At 32.7% G+C, this 18,004-nt stretch carries 20 protein-coding genes; 3 read left to right on the top strand and 17 right to left on the bottom strand.

The window, feature by feature from the left end:
* Positions 1-8 precede the first annotated feature (8 nt).
* From BMW29_RS10730 to BMW29_RS10670, 13 genes are all read right to left on the bottom strand, one after another.
* Positions 9-941 (bottom strand): bifunctional lytic transglycosylase/C40 family peptidase, encoded by a 933-nt coding sequence (locus BMW29_RS10730; protein WP_092653280.1) that lies wholly within the window; start codon positions 939-941, stop codon positions 9-11.
* Positions 942-956: 15 nt separating this feature from the next.
* The gene (locus BMW29_RS10725; RefSeq protein WP_092653223.1) at positions 957-2,951 is read right to left on the bottom strand and encodes a CD3337/EF1877 family mobilome membrane protein; all 1,995 of its coding nucleotides are present in this window, start codon (positions 2,949-2,951) and stop codon (positions 957-959) included.
* Positions 2,932-5,433, bottom strand: a complete 2,502-nt coding sequence (locus BMW29_RS10720) for an ATP-binding protein (protein WP_092653221.1) — start codon at positions 5,431-5,433, stop codon at positions 2,932-2,934. Before BMW29_RS10720 ends, BMW29_RS10725 begins: the two co-directional genes overlap by 20 nt.
* On the bottom strand, positions 5,420-5,806 hold the full coding sequence (locus BMW29_RS10715; protein WP_092653219.1) for a conjugal transfer protein: 387 nt from the start codon (positions 5,804-5,806) through the stop codon (positions 5,420-5,422). Before BMW29_RS10715 ends, BMW29_RS10720 begins: the two co-directional genes overlap by 14 nt.
* Before the next feature lie 38 nt (positions 5,807-5,844).
* Positions 5,845-6,063, bottom strand: a complete 219-nt coding sequence (locus BMW29_RS10710) for a hypothetical protein (protein WP_092653217.1) — start codon at positions 6,061-6,063, stop codon at positions 5,845-5,847.
* Positions 6,063-6,248 (bottom strand): hypothetical protein, encoded by a 186-nt coding sequence (locus BMW29_RS10705; protein ID WP_092653215.1) that lies wholly within the window; start codon positions 6,246-6,248, stop codon positions 6,063-6,065. The genes BMW29_RS10710 and BMW29_RS10705 overlap by 1 nt, the downstream gene beginning before the upstream one ends.
* Before the next feature lie 10 nt (positions 6,249-6,258).
* Positions 6,259-6,579, bottom strand: a complete 321-nt coding sequence (locus BMW29_RS10700) for a hypothetical protein (protein WP_092653213.1) — start codon at positions 6,577-6,579, stop codon at positions 6,259-6,261.
* Positions 6,560-6,988 carry a hypothetical protein gene (locus BMW29_RS10695; RefSeq protein ID WP_092653211.1) on the bottom strand — a complete coding sequence of 143 codons (429 nt, stop codon included), beginning with the start codon at positions 6,986-6,988 and terminating at the stop codon, positions 6,560-6,562. Before BMW29_RS10695 ends, BMW29_RS10700 begins: the two co-directional genes overlap by 20 nt.
* Positions 6,988-7,359 (bottom strand): hypothetical protein, encoded by a 372-nt coding sequence (locus tag BMW29_RS10690; protein WP_092653209.1) that lies wholly within the window; start codon positions 7,357-7,359, stop codon positions 6,988-6,990. The genes BMW29_RS10695 and BMW29_RS10690 overlap by 1 nt, the downstream gene beginning before the upstream one ends.
* A 322-nt stretch (positions 7,360-7,681) precedes the next feature.
* Positions 7,682-8,758: a replication initiation factor domain-containing protein gene (locus BMW29_RS10685; RefSeq protein WP_092653207.1), complete on the bottom strand. Its 1,077-nt coding sequence runs from the start codon at positions 8,756-8,758 to the stop codon at positions 7,682-7,684.
* On the bottom strand, positions 8,755-10,218 hold the full coding sequence (locus tag BMW29_RS10680; protein ID WP_092653205.1) for an FtsK/SpoIIIE domain-containing protein: 1,464 nt from the start codon (positions 10,216-10,218) through the stop codon (positions 8,755-8,757). The genes BMW29_RS10685 and BMW29_RS10680 overlap by 4 nt, the downstream gene beginning before the upstream one ends.
* Positions 10,219-10,562: 344 nt before the next feature.
* Positions 10,563-10,970: a hypothetical protein gene (locus tag BMW29_RS10675; RefSeq protein WP_092653203.1), complete on the bottom strand. Its 408-nt coding sequence runs from the start codon at positions 10,968-10,970 to the stop codon at positions 10,563-10,565.
* Between the two features lie 15 nt (positions 10,971-10,985).
* The gene (locus BMW29_RS10670) at positions 10,986-11,273 is read right to left on the bottom strand and encodes a hypothetical protein (protein ID WP_092653201.1); all 288 of its coding nucleotides are present in this window, start codon (positions 11,271-11,273) and stop codon (positions 10,986-10,988) included.
* Between the two features lie 84 nt (positions 11,274-11,357).
* On the opposite strand from BMW29_RS10670, the gene BMW29_RS10665 reads away from it, so the two are divergent.
* The gene (locus BMW29_RS10665) at positions 11,358-12,005 is read left to right on the top strand and encodes a hypothetical protein (RefSeq protein ID WP_092653199.1); all 648 of its coding nucleotides are present in this window, start codon (positions 11,358-11,360) and stop codon (positions 12,003-12,005) included.
* 371 nt (positions 12,006-12,376) lie between these two features.
* Here the strand turns inward: BMW29_RS10665 and BMW29_RS10655 are convergent, their stop codons facing one another.
* The 4 genes from BMW29_RS10655 to BMW29_RS10640 all read right to left on the bottom strand — a co-directional run bounded on the left by BMW29_RS10655 (position 12,377) and on the right by BMW29_RS10640 (position 16,727).
* Positions 12,377-14,701, bottom strand: a complete 2,325-nt coding sequence (locus BMW29_RS10655) for a SpaA isopeptide-forming pilin-related protein (protein ID WP_092653195.1) — start codon at positions 14,699-14,701, stop codon at positions 12,377-12,379.
* Positions 14,702-14,830: 129 nt separating this feature from the next.
* On the bottom strand, positions 14,831-15,559 hold the full coding sequence (locus BMW29_RS10650; RefSeq protein WP_092653193.1) for a hypothetical protein: 729 nt from the start codon (positions 15,557-15,559) through the stop codon (positions 14,831-14,833).
* Positions 15,560-15,615: 56 nt separating this feature from the next.
* Entirely contained in the window at positions 15,616-15,813 is a 198-nt protein-coding gene (locus tag BMW29_RS10645) for a hypothetical protein (protein ID WP_092653191.1), read from the bottom strand.
* Positions 15,814-16,388: 575 nt separating this feature from the next.
* Entirely contained in the window at positions 16,389-16,727 is a 339-nt protein-coding gene (locus BMW29_RS10640) for a hypothetical protein (RefSeq protein ID WP_092653189.1), read from the bottom strand.
* Positions 16,728-16,875: 148 nt separating this feature from the next.
* On the opposite strand from BMW29_RS10640, the gene BMW29_RS10635 reads away from it, so the two are divergent.
* On the top strand, positions 16,876-17,292 hold the full coding sequence (locus tag BMW29_RS10635; RefSeq protein WP_177165751.1) for a helix-turn-helix domain-containing protein: 417 nt from the start codon (positions 16,876-16,878) through the stop codon (positions 17,290-17,292).
* 66 nt (positions 17,293-17,358) lie between these two features.
* Positions 17,359-17,781, top strand: a complete 423-nt coding sequence (locus BMW29_RS10630; RefSeq protein ID WP_177165750.1) for an ImmA/IrrE family metallo-endopeptidase — start codon at positions 17,359-17,361, stop codon at positions 17,779-17,781.
* The last annotated feature ends 223 nt before the right edge of the window (positions 17,782-18,004 follow it).

Raw genomic sequence — 18,004 nt, 5'->3', positions numbered from 1 at the left:
TTCCTTTCTTATTTGCTAGTTGCACGACCAAAGCCTACAAGTTTATTCCCATAACTAGAAATTTCAGCATAGCCCAAAGGATCGCCAGCATGATACATTTTTCCATTTCCTACATAAATGCCTACATGAGTTATATAGTCACTTGTTGGATAGGTGTCTTTAAAGAATACTAAATCGCCAGCTTGTGCTTCTTTTTCATTGTTAACTATTGTCATTGCATCATATTGTTGTTGTGCGGTTCTTGGTATATTCACACCAGCGACTTTATAACACCATTGTGTTAATGAACTACAATCAAACTCATTTGGTGCTTTTCCTCCAAATATATAAGGATAGCCTTGATATTTGATTGCTTCATCCATCACACTATTAGCAAATTCTGAGCCAAGATTTACATTGCCTAAATAACGTTTAACATGTGGCACATACTCTTTATCACCATAACCACGCCAGCCCATTTTTTGAGCCATATAGTCACTAAATTGACTAGCTAATTCCGGGGTATACTTCCCCCCTTTATCAGCTAACCAGCCAATAAAACCACCGCCAAAGTTATAGCTTTGTAAGGCGGTGTCCAAATCATCCGTTTGTTGCAATAAACTAGCAAAATACTTAACCCCTTGCTTGATTGATATTTCAGGAGTAATACTATTTGGTGGTAAATTAAGACTTTCTGACGATTGCATCACATCAGGAACACGACCACCACTTTCTTGCATCATGATTGCAAGAATAACATCCACCTTATCAGGTATTTCAAATTCTTTACAATATTTTTCCACAAGCGGACGGTATCTTTCTACCTCAGGAGCAAGTCCAATACTAATATTTGTATCAGAGCCTTTTTCTTCCTTTTTCCCTCCTAAGCTACCAACAAGCATTACAACAACGAGAATCAGAAAAAGAGGGATAACCAATGGCGCAAAAAACTTAATTTTCATAGCTTTTTTAATCATCTATTTGCCTCTTTTCCTCATATTTTTTCTGTAATTTGATACATTTCTTTCGCGTTGTTTCACTGATTTATTTTGTTCTCTAGTCGTTTTAGTTGAAACTCTATTTCGTTTTACGCCATAATGCTCACTAGATTTTCTTTGAATTGTTCCCTCAGGTGTACGTCTTGCTGTAGTGTGCATACGTGCTTCTACTCTATTTTGTTTCACTTTAAAATCATCCTTATTCATTTTGGTGGTACGTTCTCTAGCTTGTTTCATCCGATTCGCTCTAGCTTTATTTCTTTCTTGATTTTTACTTAATTTCTCATGGTCAAAGCCAGCTCTAAAGTTATTAAGCGTACTTTTACCATATTGTTTAGCTTTTCTAGCGTTATATTTTAAGTTAGTAGGTGTATTTTTAATATTGTCTTTTGCTTTATCAAACTTAGACCCCACCCTGTCTTTAACGCTTCCGATTCTACCAGCTTTACGCCCCAACTCACTAGATTTCTGCAGAGCAGTTTTCTTAAACCGCGTTTTCTTAACATTTTTATTTTGCAACGCTTGTGGCGCACTTCCATTTGTTCGGTTTGCTTGCCGATTTGACATTGCATTTTTCATATTTTTATAACGGCGCATCCGACTAAACGCCCCAGCAGTCCGAGTAACCTTTCTAACTGAACGACCTAAGCCTTGTGATACTTGCTCGCTATCATTATGATTTAAGTGCATATAGCCCATTAATTCATTAGACTTATAGCGAATGCCAATCCAACTAACAATTTGAACAAATGCCATCAGCATGAAACCATATTCATTAGTTGTATTGTAAAGAAGTGCTGATATTGAACAAGCAACTGTCAATATCAAAGTAATACCAGCTTTCGTCAACATAGAATTAAACATTTTCAAAAAGCCTTTCATTGCCAAACTTTGACTATTTGGGAACAATGAGAAGATAAATGCCACTGGTAAGAAGATTGCATACATTAAAAACATAACATCAGCAAATATTTTCAGTCCTACCAGTGTTAAAACAACAAAGCTGATAACCGCATTCACAATCAACAACATTAAAGTCATACCAAGTCTATTTCCAACATTTTGGTAACCCATACTTGTATTACCTTCTTTTGTGACTTCTGCTTCAACCTCCTTGTTTCGTTTTTCTTCATCTGCAGATGGATCATACTGCAGTATTTTTTCTGACCTTTCTTCCGTTATGTCTGTATCATCATATTGAAGCAATAACCAAGGTTGTTTAATTTGGATATTGAACAAGGTTTCTCTAATTTGTGTCTCAGGGTTATTCGTTGCACTTTCATTACTCCCCTCACCAAAACTTAGTTTTGTACCAGCACTTAGCACCGTTCTATTAAATTCAACAGAAAAAGAATTGAGTTTAGTCAAATAATCTTCCGAGTAAGCAATGAACCCCATTGAGCCAACTAATAGCATAGTAAAAGTTAACATTTTAGATAAAGCACTAGTCAACTTTCTTTTATACAAGCCAACCCACGTAAAATGAATACCAAATATCAAAATTAAAATTGGTACCATTTTTGGAAACAATCCTGTATATTTAAACCCATTTTTGTCAACACCAGCAAGGGTTTGCATATTTACAGCTAATTTTTTAATCGTTTTGCTTACAAAATCAAGATTGTACGCTTGCTCAACAATATAGCCAACAAAATAGCTAAAAAGCGCATTTAGCATCCAAAACATATTTGTAAGAAGAAACAGCGCATAATAGACAGCATTCATGATACCGTCGCCCCAATTCCACGGAAGCCAATTTCCTGATGTATCAATATAAAAATCAAGAGAGTAATTGTCTATGGGGTGTTTGGTATAATTTGCAATTACTCCAACCGTATCTTTAACCCACGAAGTCGCATGAACACGTAAAGGTGGAATCAGTCCAATAATGAAAAAGGTTAAAAAAATAGTACCTAGCGATATGCCAAGCACTTTTAAGACTTTTTTTGTTTTTCTAAATCTCTTCTTCTTCATATTCCTCCCCCTCGTAATAGTCTTCATAATCGTCCTCGTAGTCTTCTTGCTCCATATTTGGTCTTGTATCAAAAGCATGGTCCAACTCATCACTCATTGAATCAATTTGAATAACTGAGACATTTCCATACAAGTCTTGGAACAAGCATTGTCCATTTTCAAGTGTTGCTAAAGTTTCAGCATTTTCATCCGTAAATTCTAAATTAAAGAATTTCAATGTTTTTTCCACTTCTACTTTATCAGTTGATTTAAAAGCAAATTTCAACCCAATATTGTTTTTCATTTTTTCGCCTGCAATATCATCTGTATTTTGAGTGACAATATCAGTAGCGCTATTTTTAGAACGACCCTCACGAATCATTTTTCCAGTTAATACTTTACCTTGTGGAAATTGCATATAACTCCAAGCTTCCTCTAAGGTAACAATTTTAAACACGTTATTGCCACTTCTGATAAAGATAAGACCAAGATGCGAGAATACAAGCATCATTGCTACAGTTAACATTTCACTAGGTGTATATTTATCAGGTTCAGTCTCTTCATCAGGAAGCACTAGTTCTTCACTACCAAAAATATTAATTTCTTTATCAAGTTTAATTTTTCGGCTAGCTGTACCATTGCTAAACAATAAGCTAGCAAAGGATAACTCAGAAAAACTCTCAATGTGTTCTGCTAATTCTAAGCTTTCTTTTGTGTTAGTGTTTCGTAATTCTTTAATAACCGTAAGCATCCCACCATGTTTTGTAACAGCCCTAGAAATATGACCTTTTAAGAGTGGAAATCTAGCACTATCTTGAATACTGATACCTGTTAAATAGGTTAAAATATCAAGTGCTAAACGTTCAGCGCTCTTCTTATCTTCAATAATAACTAGAGGGTCGAGAATTCCGTTGTTTTTTTCCTCAGCTGTAAAATTGATATTATTGATATAAGGAGCTAACCAAGGTATATCCTCTTTCCAATTATCACGTTCAGTTTTAGGGTCTAGCATTAAACTTTCAGCCCCCCACAGCACACTGTTAACGGTTATCGTATTTTCTGCTTGAGACTTACCGCCACCAAGAGAACCAATGAACGCTTTGGCTAATGCGTTAGTTACTGCACCTTTAACCCCTTGTGCCGCCAATTCAGGTCTGATTCTAACCGTTTGACCTGTAGCAACATCATAACCAATAGGAAAGCCCAACTCTTCACCAATAAAACGACTACTACCAAAACCAAGCAAGGCAATGAAATCAGAAGTAGCGTATTGGATATAGTCATCCAAATAACGTTTTGATGATGGTACAAACTCATGAAGCAACCCTAGCTGGTCACCATACGGTCGCTGTAAAATCATGTTATAATCACTGTAAAAATCTCTAACAGTTGTTACACGTTTTTCCAACTCTTCTTTTGATGAAGCACTAACACGTATCAGATAGCTTAACTTGTACATACTTTCTTTTGTACTGTCTAAGATGTCCTCTAACTCTTCGGCTTCCTCTATCGCATCATAAACTTGACCTGATGAAGATGTACCAGCTTCTTGTGCGTTGTCGTCTAAGTCATCCAATTCTTTCTTTTTATTCCTAACAGTTTTTAATGCAGAACGATTACCAATTGTTTCAATATTTTCACTTACATCAACAGGAAAATCAAAGTTTTCTTGCTGTAGATATAAAACTTCATTTCCTGGAAATGACAATTCACCAGTAAGTTCAGATACAGTCAGCACTGCAACATATTGTAGGTTATCACCATGTTGCAATTTAATATATCTTTTTTCCTCTTCAATTCCAACATCCGTCAACTTGAGCAAATCATACTTTTTAAATTGTACATTCGTTCCCTCTTTTACACTTTTAATAGCATACTCGTAATCATCATAAGCAATACTTTCAAGACCGAAGATGTGTTCAACAATATAACCAAAGTCTTTTTGATTTAATCTTCTGAACCTAAATCTTTTAGAAATTCGATTTTCTAGCATATCTTCAATGGCAACATAACGATCAAGTTCCTTAGCATCAAAAATGGTTACATCATCAAATAGTTGTTTAGATGCTCGTCTAAAAAATTCTTTGATTTTTTTCACCAGCACAGCAACAAAATCACCATCCTGAAACATATCTTCTTTATTGGATAACTTAAAGCCAATAAAATACTTCACTTTGTTCTCATTTTCTCCATTGGCATTTATCAAAACTTCTGTTTGCATGTCCATGTGGTCAAAAGCTAACTCTTTTAACTCACCTTCTGAACGTATCAGCTTTTTAGAACGCTCTTGTATATCACGTATGCTTTCTTCTGTAGTGATATATAAAGCGTGAATATCGCCATCATGATTTTGGGAAATCAATTTCTTGATTTCTCGAAATATGCCTAACTTTTTATCTTCTGATAAAAAGCTGTAATTGTATGGTTCAAGTTCATAATACGCCCAACACTCATTTTCTTTATTAAATACTAGATTTTCTTCAATGTATTTAATTGGAAACATGGTCTAACCTCCTTACAACTGTTATTGTTTCATCCCATGTGTATTTTTTTAGTTTTACTGGCTTCCCTTTGCAACTTGATTTACCCCTAAACATATACTTGAAAAATGATTTTAAAAAGCTCATTGGTTTCTTTCCATCTAACTTTACATTTGATAAAAACATCATGATACCGATAGATACAGCTATATTTTTAATCACTCCATTTTTTAATAATGGAATTGGAATTTTTTCACCAAACATCAACATAAACATAAATGTAGTCAGCAAATACTTTATTTGCGAAAAAGTGAGAACAAACGGCAAATTGAAATCGCTAATTTTGTACAACACTTTTTCTACATTCCATATTTTAGTAAATACTTTAATATTCATTGTTTTCTCTCCTTTCAAAATACTTCAAGTAGCATAAGCTACCTGAAGATTGATTTAAACAGGTTTAGGAAAATAGTCTTAACGCCCTCAGTATCAAATACAAAGCCAACAGCGATTACTAAGACAGCAACTGTAGCCCACATTTCTGTAAACTTTCGTTTAATCGCAAAATAGATACCTACAATTAAAATACCAACTAATACAAGCCATCCAGCTTCTGTCTGCAGTGTATTAAATAAATTTTGTCCAGCGCCCATTACTCGTCACCTCCTTTCAATTCTTCAAGAATGGCATAGTACAAAACCTCTGTTTGTTCTTCTACTATTTTTGTGATTTTTCTTGTTTGTAACTTATTCGCTAGCAACAAAAACAAGAAATTAATTAATGTAATGAACCCAAATACTGATAACATACCTATAAATAAGTCTGTTACATTTGGCATAATATCCCTCCTAAATTTTGTCTATAATGTTTTTTGACAATAAAAAATACAGGTGTCTTTTTACTCTCAATAGCAGAGTTCTAACATCTGTAGTGTTCACATATATTTTTCTAGATTGCATTTTACCTTGTACAAATTCACAACTATAAAATTCAAACTCATGAATGGTGTACTCTTCTTTTTCAGATAAAACGGTCATAGTTTTTACTATTTTTTTACGTTCAACAACTAGCATTTTATTTTTGCCATAATCTCGAAAATATTCGTTGTGAGTAGATATTACAGTAAAACCTAATTCTTGCATTTTGTCATCAAGTGTTATCCATTTCATTTGTTGAATCTACTTTCTTTTTAATAAGGAGGTCTGAATAATCTTTCTTACACATCATACGAATGATCGTTGTATCATGTGGCTGGAACATCACTTCTAAGTCCTTTGATTCTGTTATTATAGTAAATATATCTTCTGATAATTCCTTAACAACGATTTGATTTTCAACAACACCCAGCATAGATAAAATTTCTTCAATACGCCTTTCTTTTAAAGGCTTTATTTTACCAATTGATGCTCCCATTGGAATACCTAAAGAACCAAAAGATTTCTCATTCTCTCTTTTTTCTGCCTTTTTCAACAAAATTGATAAATCAGATTGTACACTTAACGCATATAAAACAATAACAGCAAGCATCAACCACTGAATATATTTTGGTAGTTCAACAAAAAATTCAATAACGCCCATTATTCATTCACTCCCTCTTCTTTTAATATTTTTGGATTAGTATAATCTTTCTTGCAATACATATTTAGAATAACTGCACTATTTTCCTGAAATTCAATTTCCAAATCCTTTGTACTAATTGCAACAGAATAAATACCTGAATTTCCAACATTTGTCATGATAATTTTTTCATTTTTAAATAGTTCTGATATTTTTTTACACCTTTGTTCATGCAATGATAAAATTCTTAAATCAGTATTTCTTTCTTTTTTTTGTCCATGAAACTGAATTAAAAAATAAATTGAAATAGTTATTATTAGCAACAAAGCGACAATTAATAAGCTACACAATTCAAAAATTTTTCTTTCTGATAATAAATTAATTGGATACATCCAAACCCCTCTTTTCGATTATAGTATAAAAATTAAGCCTATCAATTCCACTGTTATCAAAATCAAGATTAATGTTAAAGACTTGATTTTTCCATTTTGATACAAGTAAGTTGCAACCACTATTGGTACAGCAGTGAATACCAACAAGCAAAAATAAAACATTCCAATTGTCATTTTTTCTCCTTTCAAAAGATACTAACGCCCTACGGTTGTTTCAAGCCCTCAAAAAAATGCTGAACCTAGCTACGCTAGAACCCACATTTCTTTTCACGCTTTATTTCCAAAGATAACAGGCAAAAAAATACCTAAATTGATTCAATAATCAAATCATAATTCCCATTTTTTCAAAAGCCAAAGCCTGATTCAGACAATCTTCAAGAAGCTTTTCATGTTTTTCTGAAAACTTAGCACCATCAATTAAACTATCTAGTTCATTCTTTCCAGTTACATCATCAATGATTTTCAATATTTTCAGGGTTGGAGCAACTGATACTTTAATCCAATTAAGCATTGTAAAATAATTTTTCGCCTCAGGTCTCATGCATAAATTTAGCTTCTTAACATCACTCATGAACCAAGCCCAAGGTTGCCATAATGGATATTTTTTAATATCTGTTAATTTTGAATCATTCGGTTTTCTCACAAAGCGAATATTTTCATTTAAGATTTCCATAGCGATCGTAAATACTTCTTGTCTAGCAACAAGTTCTTGAACAAGCCTTACGGCTCTTTCTTGTCTAAACTTCAATTCGTATCGATTCCATTTTTCTGCAATTTCCGTTTCATCAAGACCCAATTTTTCAGCTTGTTCATAATTTTTTTCATAGAATGTCATAAAAAATTGACTTTTTCGACTTCCAAAGTCAATTGTTTGACCTTTTCGTTGTCCATCTTTTAATTTAAACGAGCCATGTTCTATACCATCTCGTAATTTGCTAACCACTAAGCCAGCCTTAGAAAGTTGAATTAATTTAGATATTTTGAAATAAGTTTTTCTATCATCAATTGCAATATCTACACGAGGAAAATTGACATTATAAGTTAATGTTCGTTTGAAGAAATCAAACCACGTTTCATTATTTGCAATTAAAAATTTTTCATAGTTTCTACAGCCTTGACCGGTTAACAAAATTTGATAACCGTTTTCCGTATTTACAACACCTTCCATCACTCGAATATCATCAAAGCACAACAGTGCTTTGTATCCTCGTGTACCACCTCTCAAATCATTTTTCATTAATTGAAAAGGAATTTTCAAAATGTCGTTCGCTATCATTTCAGGACTAACATCTTGAACTGTAATTTGACACCAATCGATTAAGGCAGCTAAATAGTTTGTATCTTTTTCATTTTCCCCGATTACCCCCCTATTAGTAGGGGGGGTGTTCGCTTCGCTCATTCGTTTTTCCTCCCATGTATCACTTGTTTTACCTCTAGTTCGCCTGACGGCTCACGCTCGGTGTTTGCGCTCATGCTTGCTTTTACGGCTTGCGCCGAAAAAGCGCATGGCTCAACGTCGAGCATCCGAGCGAATTCATTCATCATGTTATAGCTATCAGGTACTAATGGTGCAAAGAACTCTCTAATAAGAGAATCGCCGTTCTGATAGATATAGCCCCTACCTAAGCCTTTCTTATTGCGTAATTTTTGTTCAGTTGTCCCAAAAACCATGCGGTAACCATCAGGCTTCATTTCACCTAAAGTCACACGAAGACCCAAATTATCACGTACAGAGCCAGCAAGACTTGTCGTATCAGGTCTTTGAGTAGCTAGAACAATAAATACACCAGCTTCACGACCTTTTAAAGTAATTTGAAGAACATTAGATGCAAAAATATCTTTTTGTTTCTTAGGTAAACCATCCATAAATGCCACATACTCGTCAATAACTAAAATGATTGGTTGCATATTATAGTGTGTAAAGTCATTCCCTGAAATATAGTTTTCTTTTGTTTTCATTTCAAGCTGTCTATCATTCATTTCTTTGACCGTTTTTTCAACTAATTCAAGAATACCATCAGTTGTATATGCCACATTTGGCATAATTCGGCTTAAATCAGAGAGGGCAGACAATTTAGGGTCAATCACCCTTACGTCAGCCCTCATTTCTATAAACCCTTTAATTAAAGCAATCATAAAGCGAGACTTACCGCCACCTGTACCACCAGTTATAAGAGCATGGGGTAATTTTGAAATATCCCATACAAAATGTTTAGATAGTCTAATTCTATAGCCATTCGGAATAATCTCAGATATGTGTAAACGATATTTTGAAGCATTCGGTAACATCTTATACGTGTAAAAACCATTTCTTTCCTCAGTTTCAACCAAAGAAAGAGCGAACATTTGCTCAAATCTATCAGCAAGTTCTCTATAATCTTGATTGAATTTACTACCATCCAATTGAATAGTAATATTTACATATTCACGTGTTCGCCAAAAGTATAGTTTTGGAAAATACTGCAGATTTCTAACCATTCTTTTTTCACTTGATGCCATCATGTTAGGGTCTTCTCTATCATTAACCAAATAGTATTTTGAAGAGTACATCATACGACATAGCTTTTGAATATGATGTATGTACGCCCAAAAACGATACATCAAAATAAATGCGACTGAACAAGTAAATAGACCAATTGCAACAGCAATCAGCATATGTTTACCAAAATAAAATAAACCATCTTTTAAATTGCTATTTGTAAACTGTCGCAGTGTTTCAAAATTTGTGTATATAAATGCTAAAATATAAATAAGGGTTGGTATGGCAAAAATTGTACTAAAAATATCTTTTAGAATATTTCTGTAGTTGCTTCTTACACGATTTCCCTTAAATTTCCAATCAATGAACTGTAGTTTCATGATTTTCCTCCTATTCAAATAACTTGTTTTATATCAATGGTCAGGTAGTATTATTTTCTTAGGATCAGCAAGCTGAACCACAAAAATAATCTCCACCTTTTTGCCATTGACAGAAAACATTTTGCCCCTTGTGACTCATACGCCAAGCGTTTGAACCAGTTAATAATTAATTTCAACCCTTGGACTTTGTATTGTAAGGGGCAAAACCGTTGTATAACTCCTGATTTCACGATACTATTTTTATTTTTAGGCATACAGAGGGGCTTGCCACCCCTCATACTCCCCAGTCGCCTTTACATTTGACCCAGTTTAATAGCCCCTAAAGACCAAACCAGCCAAATAGATTATTTATTTTTTTCTCCATTTTCGTCTGCTAATTTGTCTGCTGGGTTAACAGCTTGTACAGTTGTAGCAGTAAAGTTTTCATTTAAGGTACCCCATGCCGTAGTTTCACCTGAATCTCCACCTGAAAATGTGTTTGCTTTTGCTTTAGGGTCATAAATAAAATCTGTCATTTTAACTTTGGCAAATTTCTTCACATTCGGTAAATGAATGGCTCCTTTTTCGTCTGCTTCCAGTTTAATTTCAATTGATTTATCATACTTTTCAGCGCCAACAGTCACCGTTGCACTTTTAATTGGTCGCTCTAATTCAGGCAACTCTCTATCATATTCACGTTTCACTTCACAACCGATATATAAAATATCTCCAAAACTTTCTTTTACTACTGCTTCTGTCATTGTAATTTTCATAATTATTTCCACCTTTTATTTTATTTTTTTGTATTTAAATTCGATCTGTTCTGCATCAATATCCATTAAAGATATTGAGAGATTGTTTTCTAGCGCTTCAAGAATTGGCTCAAACATTAATTGTCTGAATAACTCCCATTTATCAACATTCCACAACTGCGTGCGTACCCTTATTTGATATAAATAATCTGAATAGCTGAACACCTCCTTGTACTCCATATTCTCTACAAAATAGACAATGTCATATTTTATATAATTCATGATTTCTACATTCGACTTGTTTTGTAAATGCTCCCACCCCACGAATCATGCACCCTCTTTCTTATGAAACACCACTTTTCTTTTTTTAGAATAAAAGCTATACTTATTTAAAAAGGAGATTTTCTCATGCCATCAATTAATGACCTCACAGGATATTTCAAACAATACACTTTAAAATTAATTGTATTTCTTTATATCCTTATGCTGTGTACACATTTATTTAATCAAAGGATGAAAGCTTTTTTCTTATTTTTATTTGCTATTTTACCTAATTCCATTCAAGAATACTTCCTCAATATTTCTTTAACACCAAAAGAATTAAATGATTCATTTGAAGGGTTTTTATACATTTATATCACTAGTGTTATTTTAGGAATCATTCTTTTTTTACTTTCAAACTTTGACGCAATCTTTAAAATAGTTTTACCTGAATTTATTGATAATTTAGCTTCCTCTTTAGATAAAAAAGTTGCCAGCATTATTACAATTTTCCAAGGAATTGGTTCTATTTATATAGCATGCACATTTATTTCAGATAAACTATTTAATACAGCACTTTTCCCTATTCATTTTATAGAAAATAATAATTATATTTTACGCTTTTCAGTATTGATTCTATTTACAGTAAGTTTTGCTGTTCCGTTTCTCATTGAAATTAAACCGATAGAAAAAATAAAAGTAATATTTTCTAACAACGAACGAAGCCCATTTGTTGTTAAACAAATTAGCAATAAAGACCAACCTGTTCATATCAAAATAGAAGACATAGAATAAAGCCAATAAAAACAGTACTATCTATGATAATTCTTTTTTTTATAGAATATTTTTGATAGTTTGATTTCATCTTTAATGTTTTATATTCTAAAAAAGACAATATATAGAAATTATCTACAGTTACAGTTATAAAAATTAATAACAATATACCTTCAATTAAATTTTCCATGCTTACCTCTTTCATTTTGAATCTGATTATGCAAATGTATAGTATTTGAAATATCAGCAACTATAGCTATAACAATACCAATGAGTAAAAATATTGAAAAATTTGTCATTCATTTCAACACTCCTTAAACATAGAGGTATCTATTCGTAGATACCTCTATTTGACAATAAAAAATAAGCCTATCATCATTGATACGCTCTAATTATTGTTCTTTATTTTGTTTTTCTTTTGTTGGTCTACCGAAGAATACTAGCAAACCAAACATTACAACTAAACAACCAATACCAATCAACAATTGGTTTCCTTTTTCACCGGTACTTGGTAGTATTTGCGTTGGTTCTTTTGGTTCAACTGGCTTTTCAGGTTCAACAAGTTCTTTAGGTTCATCTTTAACCGTTGGTGTAATATCTTGTGTTTTTTCATTGCCATCAAAATTGTGTTCAGAATCTTTTTCATATTCTTTTTCAGATAGCTTGTTATACCCAATTTCTTTGAAATAGTAACGAGTACCCTTTTCATCTTGTTTATAGTCATACTCAGCAAGTACACGTTCCGTCATTTCTTTGTCCGTCACTGTATAATCAACTTTTTCAGATGTCCATACATCTTTTTCAGTTCCATCAGGATATACAACGACTAAAATTGTTTGATAAGCACGTGCAGTACCTTCTTCAATGTTTTTATGACTAATTTTTACATCATCATAAAACTTAACATCTTCACCCCATACAAAGGTGTTTTTCTCTCCATCTCCAAGGTGTGCCTTTGTTGAGATACCTACAACTGGCTTTTCAACTTTTTCAGCTTTATCTTTAAGCGTATATGTTCCTAAATCAACATTTTCGCCTTGCGATAATTCTAGCTGAGTGATCGTTTCTTCATTCAGTAAATTACCTGTTTTTTGGTCTTTTACTGTAAACATAAAACTATCTGTTTCTTTGTCGTATTTATGAGTAATCGAAATTGGGTCAATGTTTTTGTAGCCATCAACACCCTTAGTTTCAGTCAATACATAATCGTCTAGCGGTAAGTCTTTAAAGCTGAAATAGCCTTTTTTTCCGTCTACAGTCGCTGTTACATTTTTTAGTTCTTCGCCTGTACGTTGATTAGTTAAAGTAAATTCAACATCATTTTTCAACATTTCATTTGTGTCATTTTGAATTAACTTTTGACCATCCATATTCATGCGAATGACATCATCATCAGAAAGAGCATCTTTAACAACAACGGCTGTGAATTGGTCTTTATAAGTCAACTCAACAACATGTTTAGTTAAATCTAAAATGTAACCAGTAGGTGCAAGAGTTTCTTGCCAGTAATAACTGCCTAGCTCCAATTTGTCCATTGTTGCAGACATTTTTTCGCCTAAAGTAAATTCTTTAACAAGTGTCCCATCAGATTTAAACAAGCCATATTTAGCACCTAACATTGGATAAGTTGTGTTTAATGGTATATTAGATTCTGTTGTTTTGTCTTGTTTAGTTAACGTTGTTTTCCCTGTAGCACGCTGATTTTTAAATTCAACATTTACAGTTTTCCCACCTTGAATAACAATTTCTTTTGTATTGTTTTTATTCAACACATACGGCGCAGGCACAAAAGTTTCAGTTACTTTCACTTTTGTATTATGAAGAATTCCTTCTAGCATTGCTACACCATTTTTATCAGTTTTAATAGTTTCCGATTTCCCATCATACTCAAATAAAAATTCAGTATTTGGTACAACTTCTCCTGTACCCTCATCTAATTTTAAAACTTCTGCATTCCCTTTCAAATTAACTTTTACATCAATTTTACTAGCCGAAGGGTCACTCAACTTAAACGTGCCTAATGTTTGAGAGTTTTTCTTTTTAAAAACAATTGATGAACCTAATTCGTTATCAGGAATTTTTTGAATAATCACACGTTCATTCTCTGTAGCATTTTCATTTGGTGTAATAATTAAATTATTACCTTGAATTGAAACATCTAAACCAGCAGTTGGTTTAACTGTCTTGTAGCTTGACAATACATTGTTAGTATCTGTTAACGTTACAGATTTCCCTAAGTCTACTTCAACATTTTGCAAATGAAAACTTGGTTTAGAATTGAACCCAGCAACAGCATTTAAAATTTCAGATTTTCTTTCTTCATAATTTGGAACATTCGTTTGAGACCAATCAATTACTCCTCCTACATATTCCCAAATCATAAATTGCGTTACTGCATAGTTATGCTTTGTAGGATTAACATCATATCCAAAATGGACAATTCTTGATAAATCTTCACGCATTTCTGTAGGCATATCTTCAGGAGTATACCCATCTCCTTGTTGTACTAATACTTCGGGTTCTAGACAAAAACTATATTGACCATCCACTTTAATCATCAATAAATCTCCGAAAAGATACCCTCCATTTCTGTCCACCTTATAACGATACCCTGTACTTTCTGTTGCAGTTGCAGTAGCCGCAAACACTTCTTTTGCAGTACCTAGAAACACTAGCAACAGTGCAGATAACGTTAGGATTTTTTTAATTATTTTCATTTTTCCCCTTCCTTTCTTTTTTCTTATTTTATTTTTTTATCTGGCGCACGTGCCATATTCATATCTTTTCTCCCTCCTAAACAATAAAAAAGATAGCTACAAAATAGCTATCTTTTAAGCATTTCTATTCTAATAAAAACCAACCGTAAACGTAAATGAACCATCACTGTAATCTACTTGGGTTACCGTGAATGACATCCATGCCCAAGGACTATTATCATCAATTAACTGAGCGTTTCCCCAAGCTGTAGCTTGAGCCATTGTTGCAAACTCCATACCGCTGTTACCTAATGCGTTTAATCGTCTAGGCGGTTCTTGAACTGGTGGGGCTACTGGTGGTGCTACTTGTCCACCACCACTATTTCCTGTTGCTGGTGGGGTATAATTCCCTGTATTGCCTCCACCATTTGTAGTAGGCGCATTGTAACCGCTATTACCATTATTTGGTGAATTTGAATCTACATTTGTTTGTGGTGCACTAGCTACTTGTTGTGCTTGTTCTTGATTCACTTGCTCTTCTTGAGCAACTTGATCAGATTCAGCTTTTTCTTTTGCAAGGCGAGCCTCTTCCTCTTTCGCTTTTTCTTCATCAGCAATCAATTGAAATTGTCGCGCAATCTCTTTTCTTTCCTTTTTTCTCGCCTCAGGTTCAGCAACTACTACTTTTTCATTTTCGTTATCTTTTGTTTCCTTTTTATCAGTTGCTACTTTCTTCGTCTCTTCTTTTGCAATAACTTCTTTATTATCTTTAGTTGCAACACCTACAGCAATCAATACAACCAAAATTACCATTACAACACTTGAGCCAATAACTACCATCTTCTTATTTTCTAATACAAACTTTTTAATTTTATTCATTTTGTTTCTCCTCCTATGATGTATGTTTTCATTATAACCAATTTAATAAACGATTGCTATTCACTTATCAAAATATCGATTTTCATAAGCAAATCATTCATTTTTTTTAAACGTGTTTCTGTTGCACTAAATCTTTTTTCATATTTCCCCTTACATTGTTGAAGCATATCTTTCGTTTTCTCAATATCCTCTCCAACAATATTTTTTAAAAAAGCAAGTTGAAGAAAATCTAATTCAATTGTTAATTTTCCCACGTTAATCTTCCTCCTTCAAATATTCATATTGAATATGTAAAAAGCTACACCAAATCAATGGTATAGCTTAAAGTTAATATTTAATTCGCTAATATCTTTAATACGATTTCATGGCGCTTATCAGTCCAAAAGAACCTAGTAGCTGTACTTTACAGCAAGCAGACTTCTTTCAGTCGGTCAAATAACTTATTATTAGCAATTCATTTCTTTTTAGCGTAATAAATGAATAAAGAATACGCGATAGTATTTACTATCATATAGTAGGTGAGCTAAACCCACTTGCCTTTTAATTTCTTATAGGAGGATAGCCAAACTCCGTCTGAATCATTTGCAAATACTCGCTCTTTCTACTATAATTAAACTGTTGAGATTTAATTTGTGGTTGGAGCATTCATTTCCGAATGTTTCAGCTATTTTTTTGTCAAAGAACAATCAGACAGTTTCAAACTGCATACAATACCAAACGTTTTACATAATACCCTCATGTATTTTTATTAAAGTATTGATTTTCAAAACTTGTCTTAAATAAACACTTAACTTTTTAGGTGCTTATTTAAAGCAAGTTTTTTCTTGCTTTAATCAACAAGTTTTAACAATTCTTTTTTCTCTTGATAAACTTGTCCTTCGTTTTCATCAAACCACTTTAAGACTTCTTTTGTTTCATAATGATTTTTTATTCCCAACCATTCTTTTGGAAAATCTGCAAATTGTTTTAAATTCCATAATGTACTGGTTGAAATTGAAAACATTTCTCTAATTTCCTTATTAGTAATAACAAGTGGTCTTTGTTTTTCTTCTACTAGCTTTTCTAGTGTTTGTTTTAACATTTCAAAACCAGCTTCTTCTATTACTGGAGTTAGCATTTCTTTAATCACTGGTTTCATTAATTCTAATGTTTGATTTTCTATTTCCAACGCCTCCTTACTACCTTATGTAGTTAATATACACTACAAAAAGTAGTAAGTCAATAATTTTTACTACTTTTTTTTGTTTTTTTACATTTTCTCTACATTTTGTTGTATTATGAATGAAAATAGAAACAAAAAAAGGGTTGAAACGATCATGCTAGCTGATAAATTAAAAGAATTAAGAAATAAAAAAAATCTCACTCAAAAAGAACTCGCTCAACTTTTGAATGTTTCTCAACAAACTATAGGAAGCTGGGAAGTAGGCAGAGCAGAACCAAACAATGAAACACTTATCCTTCTATCTGAAATATTTAATGTATCTACAGACTATTTACTCGGAAAAAAGAATGACAAACAATATTGGGAACTTACTGAAAAGGAAGAAAAAGATGTTGGTAAACAAATTGACAAAATTCTTGATGGAATGGAAAATGATACAGACATAAATTTTTATGGAGAGCCAATGTCTCACGAAGACAGAGAACTTTTAGCTAATGCTCTTGAAATTGGTCTACGATTAAGTAAAGAAAAAGCTAAGAAAAAATTTACTAGAAAGGATTATCGCGATTAATAATCCTTTTCTTTTAAACAAAAAAGAACTAACGTTCTATAAAAGTATATACAAGGAGATGAAACATTGAGTTTCGTTGATAAACAACTAACTAGAATTGTAAAGAAAACAAAAACCTCAAGCCCATTAAGTATATGTAAAAAACTAGATATTCCAATTATTTACTTAGATTTAGGAAATATTTTAGGAATGAAAAGTACTAACAAGAGAATTAATGTTATTTATGTAAATATTAATACTGATGAAAATAAACAACAATTTATTATCGCTCATGAGTTGGCTCACATCTTACTTCATAAAGGAATTGATACACCTTTCATGAAGAGAGTCTCTTCAAATTCCTTTATTCCAAAAATTGAGCGTGAAGCAAATGAATTTGCAATAAAACTGCTAACATCCAATTATTCATATTATGAAAATTGCACTATATTCCAAGTCATGGATGATTTAGGCATTCCACATGACTTACATTACTTATTTAACTTTTGACCTATTTTTGACCTAAAAATTCAAAAAACACTGCACGAATAAGAACTAACGTTCTATCCAGAAACATAAAAAAAGCCATATCTTTATGGCTTTATACATAGTTAAAAGTATTTAAACAAGGTCGTTCCAATCCTCTCGGGATATGCAATTGTATTAAAATCATATTATTATAACGCGTTAACAGTGTATTTTGCAAGGGGTAAATGACAGAAGATTTCTTTTT

It is taken from the genome of Isobaculum melis, assembly GCF_900111355.1.
Lineage (GTDB): Bacteria > Bacillota > Bacilli > Lactobacillales > Carnobacteriaceae > Isobaculum > Isobaculum melis.
This window is presented reverse-complemented; position numbering and strand designations above follow the sequence as displayed.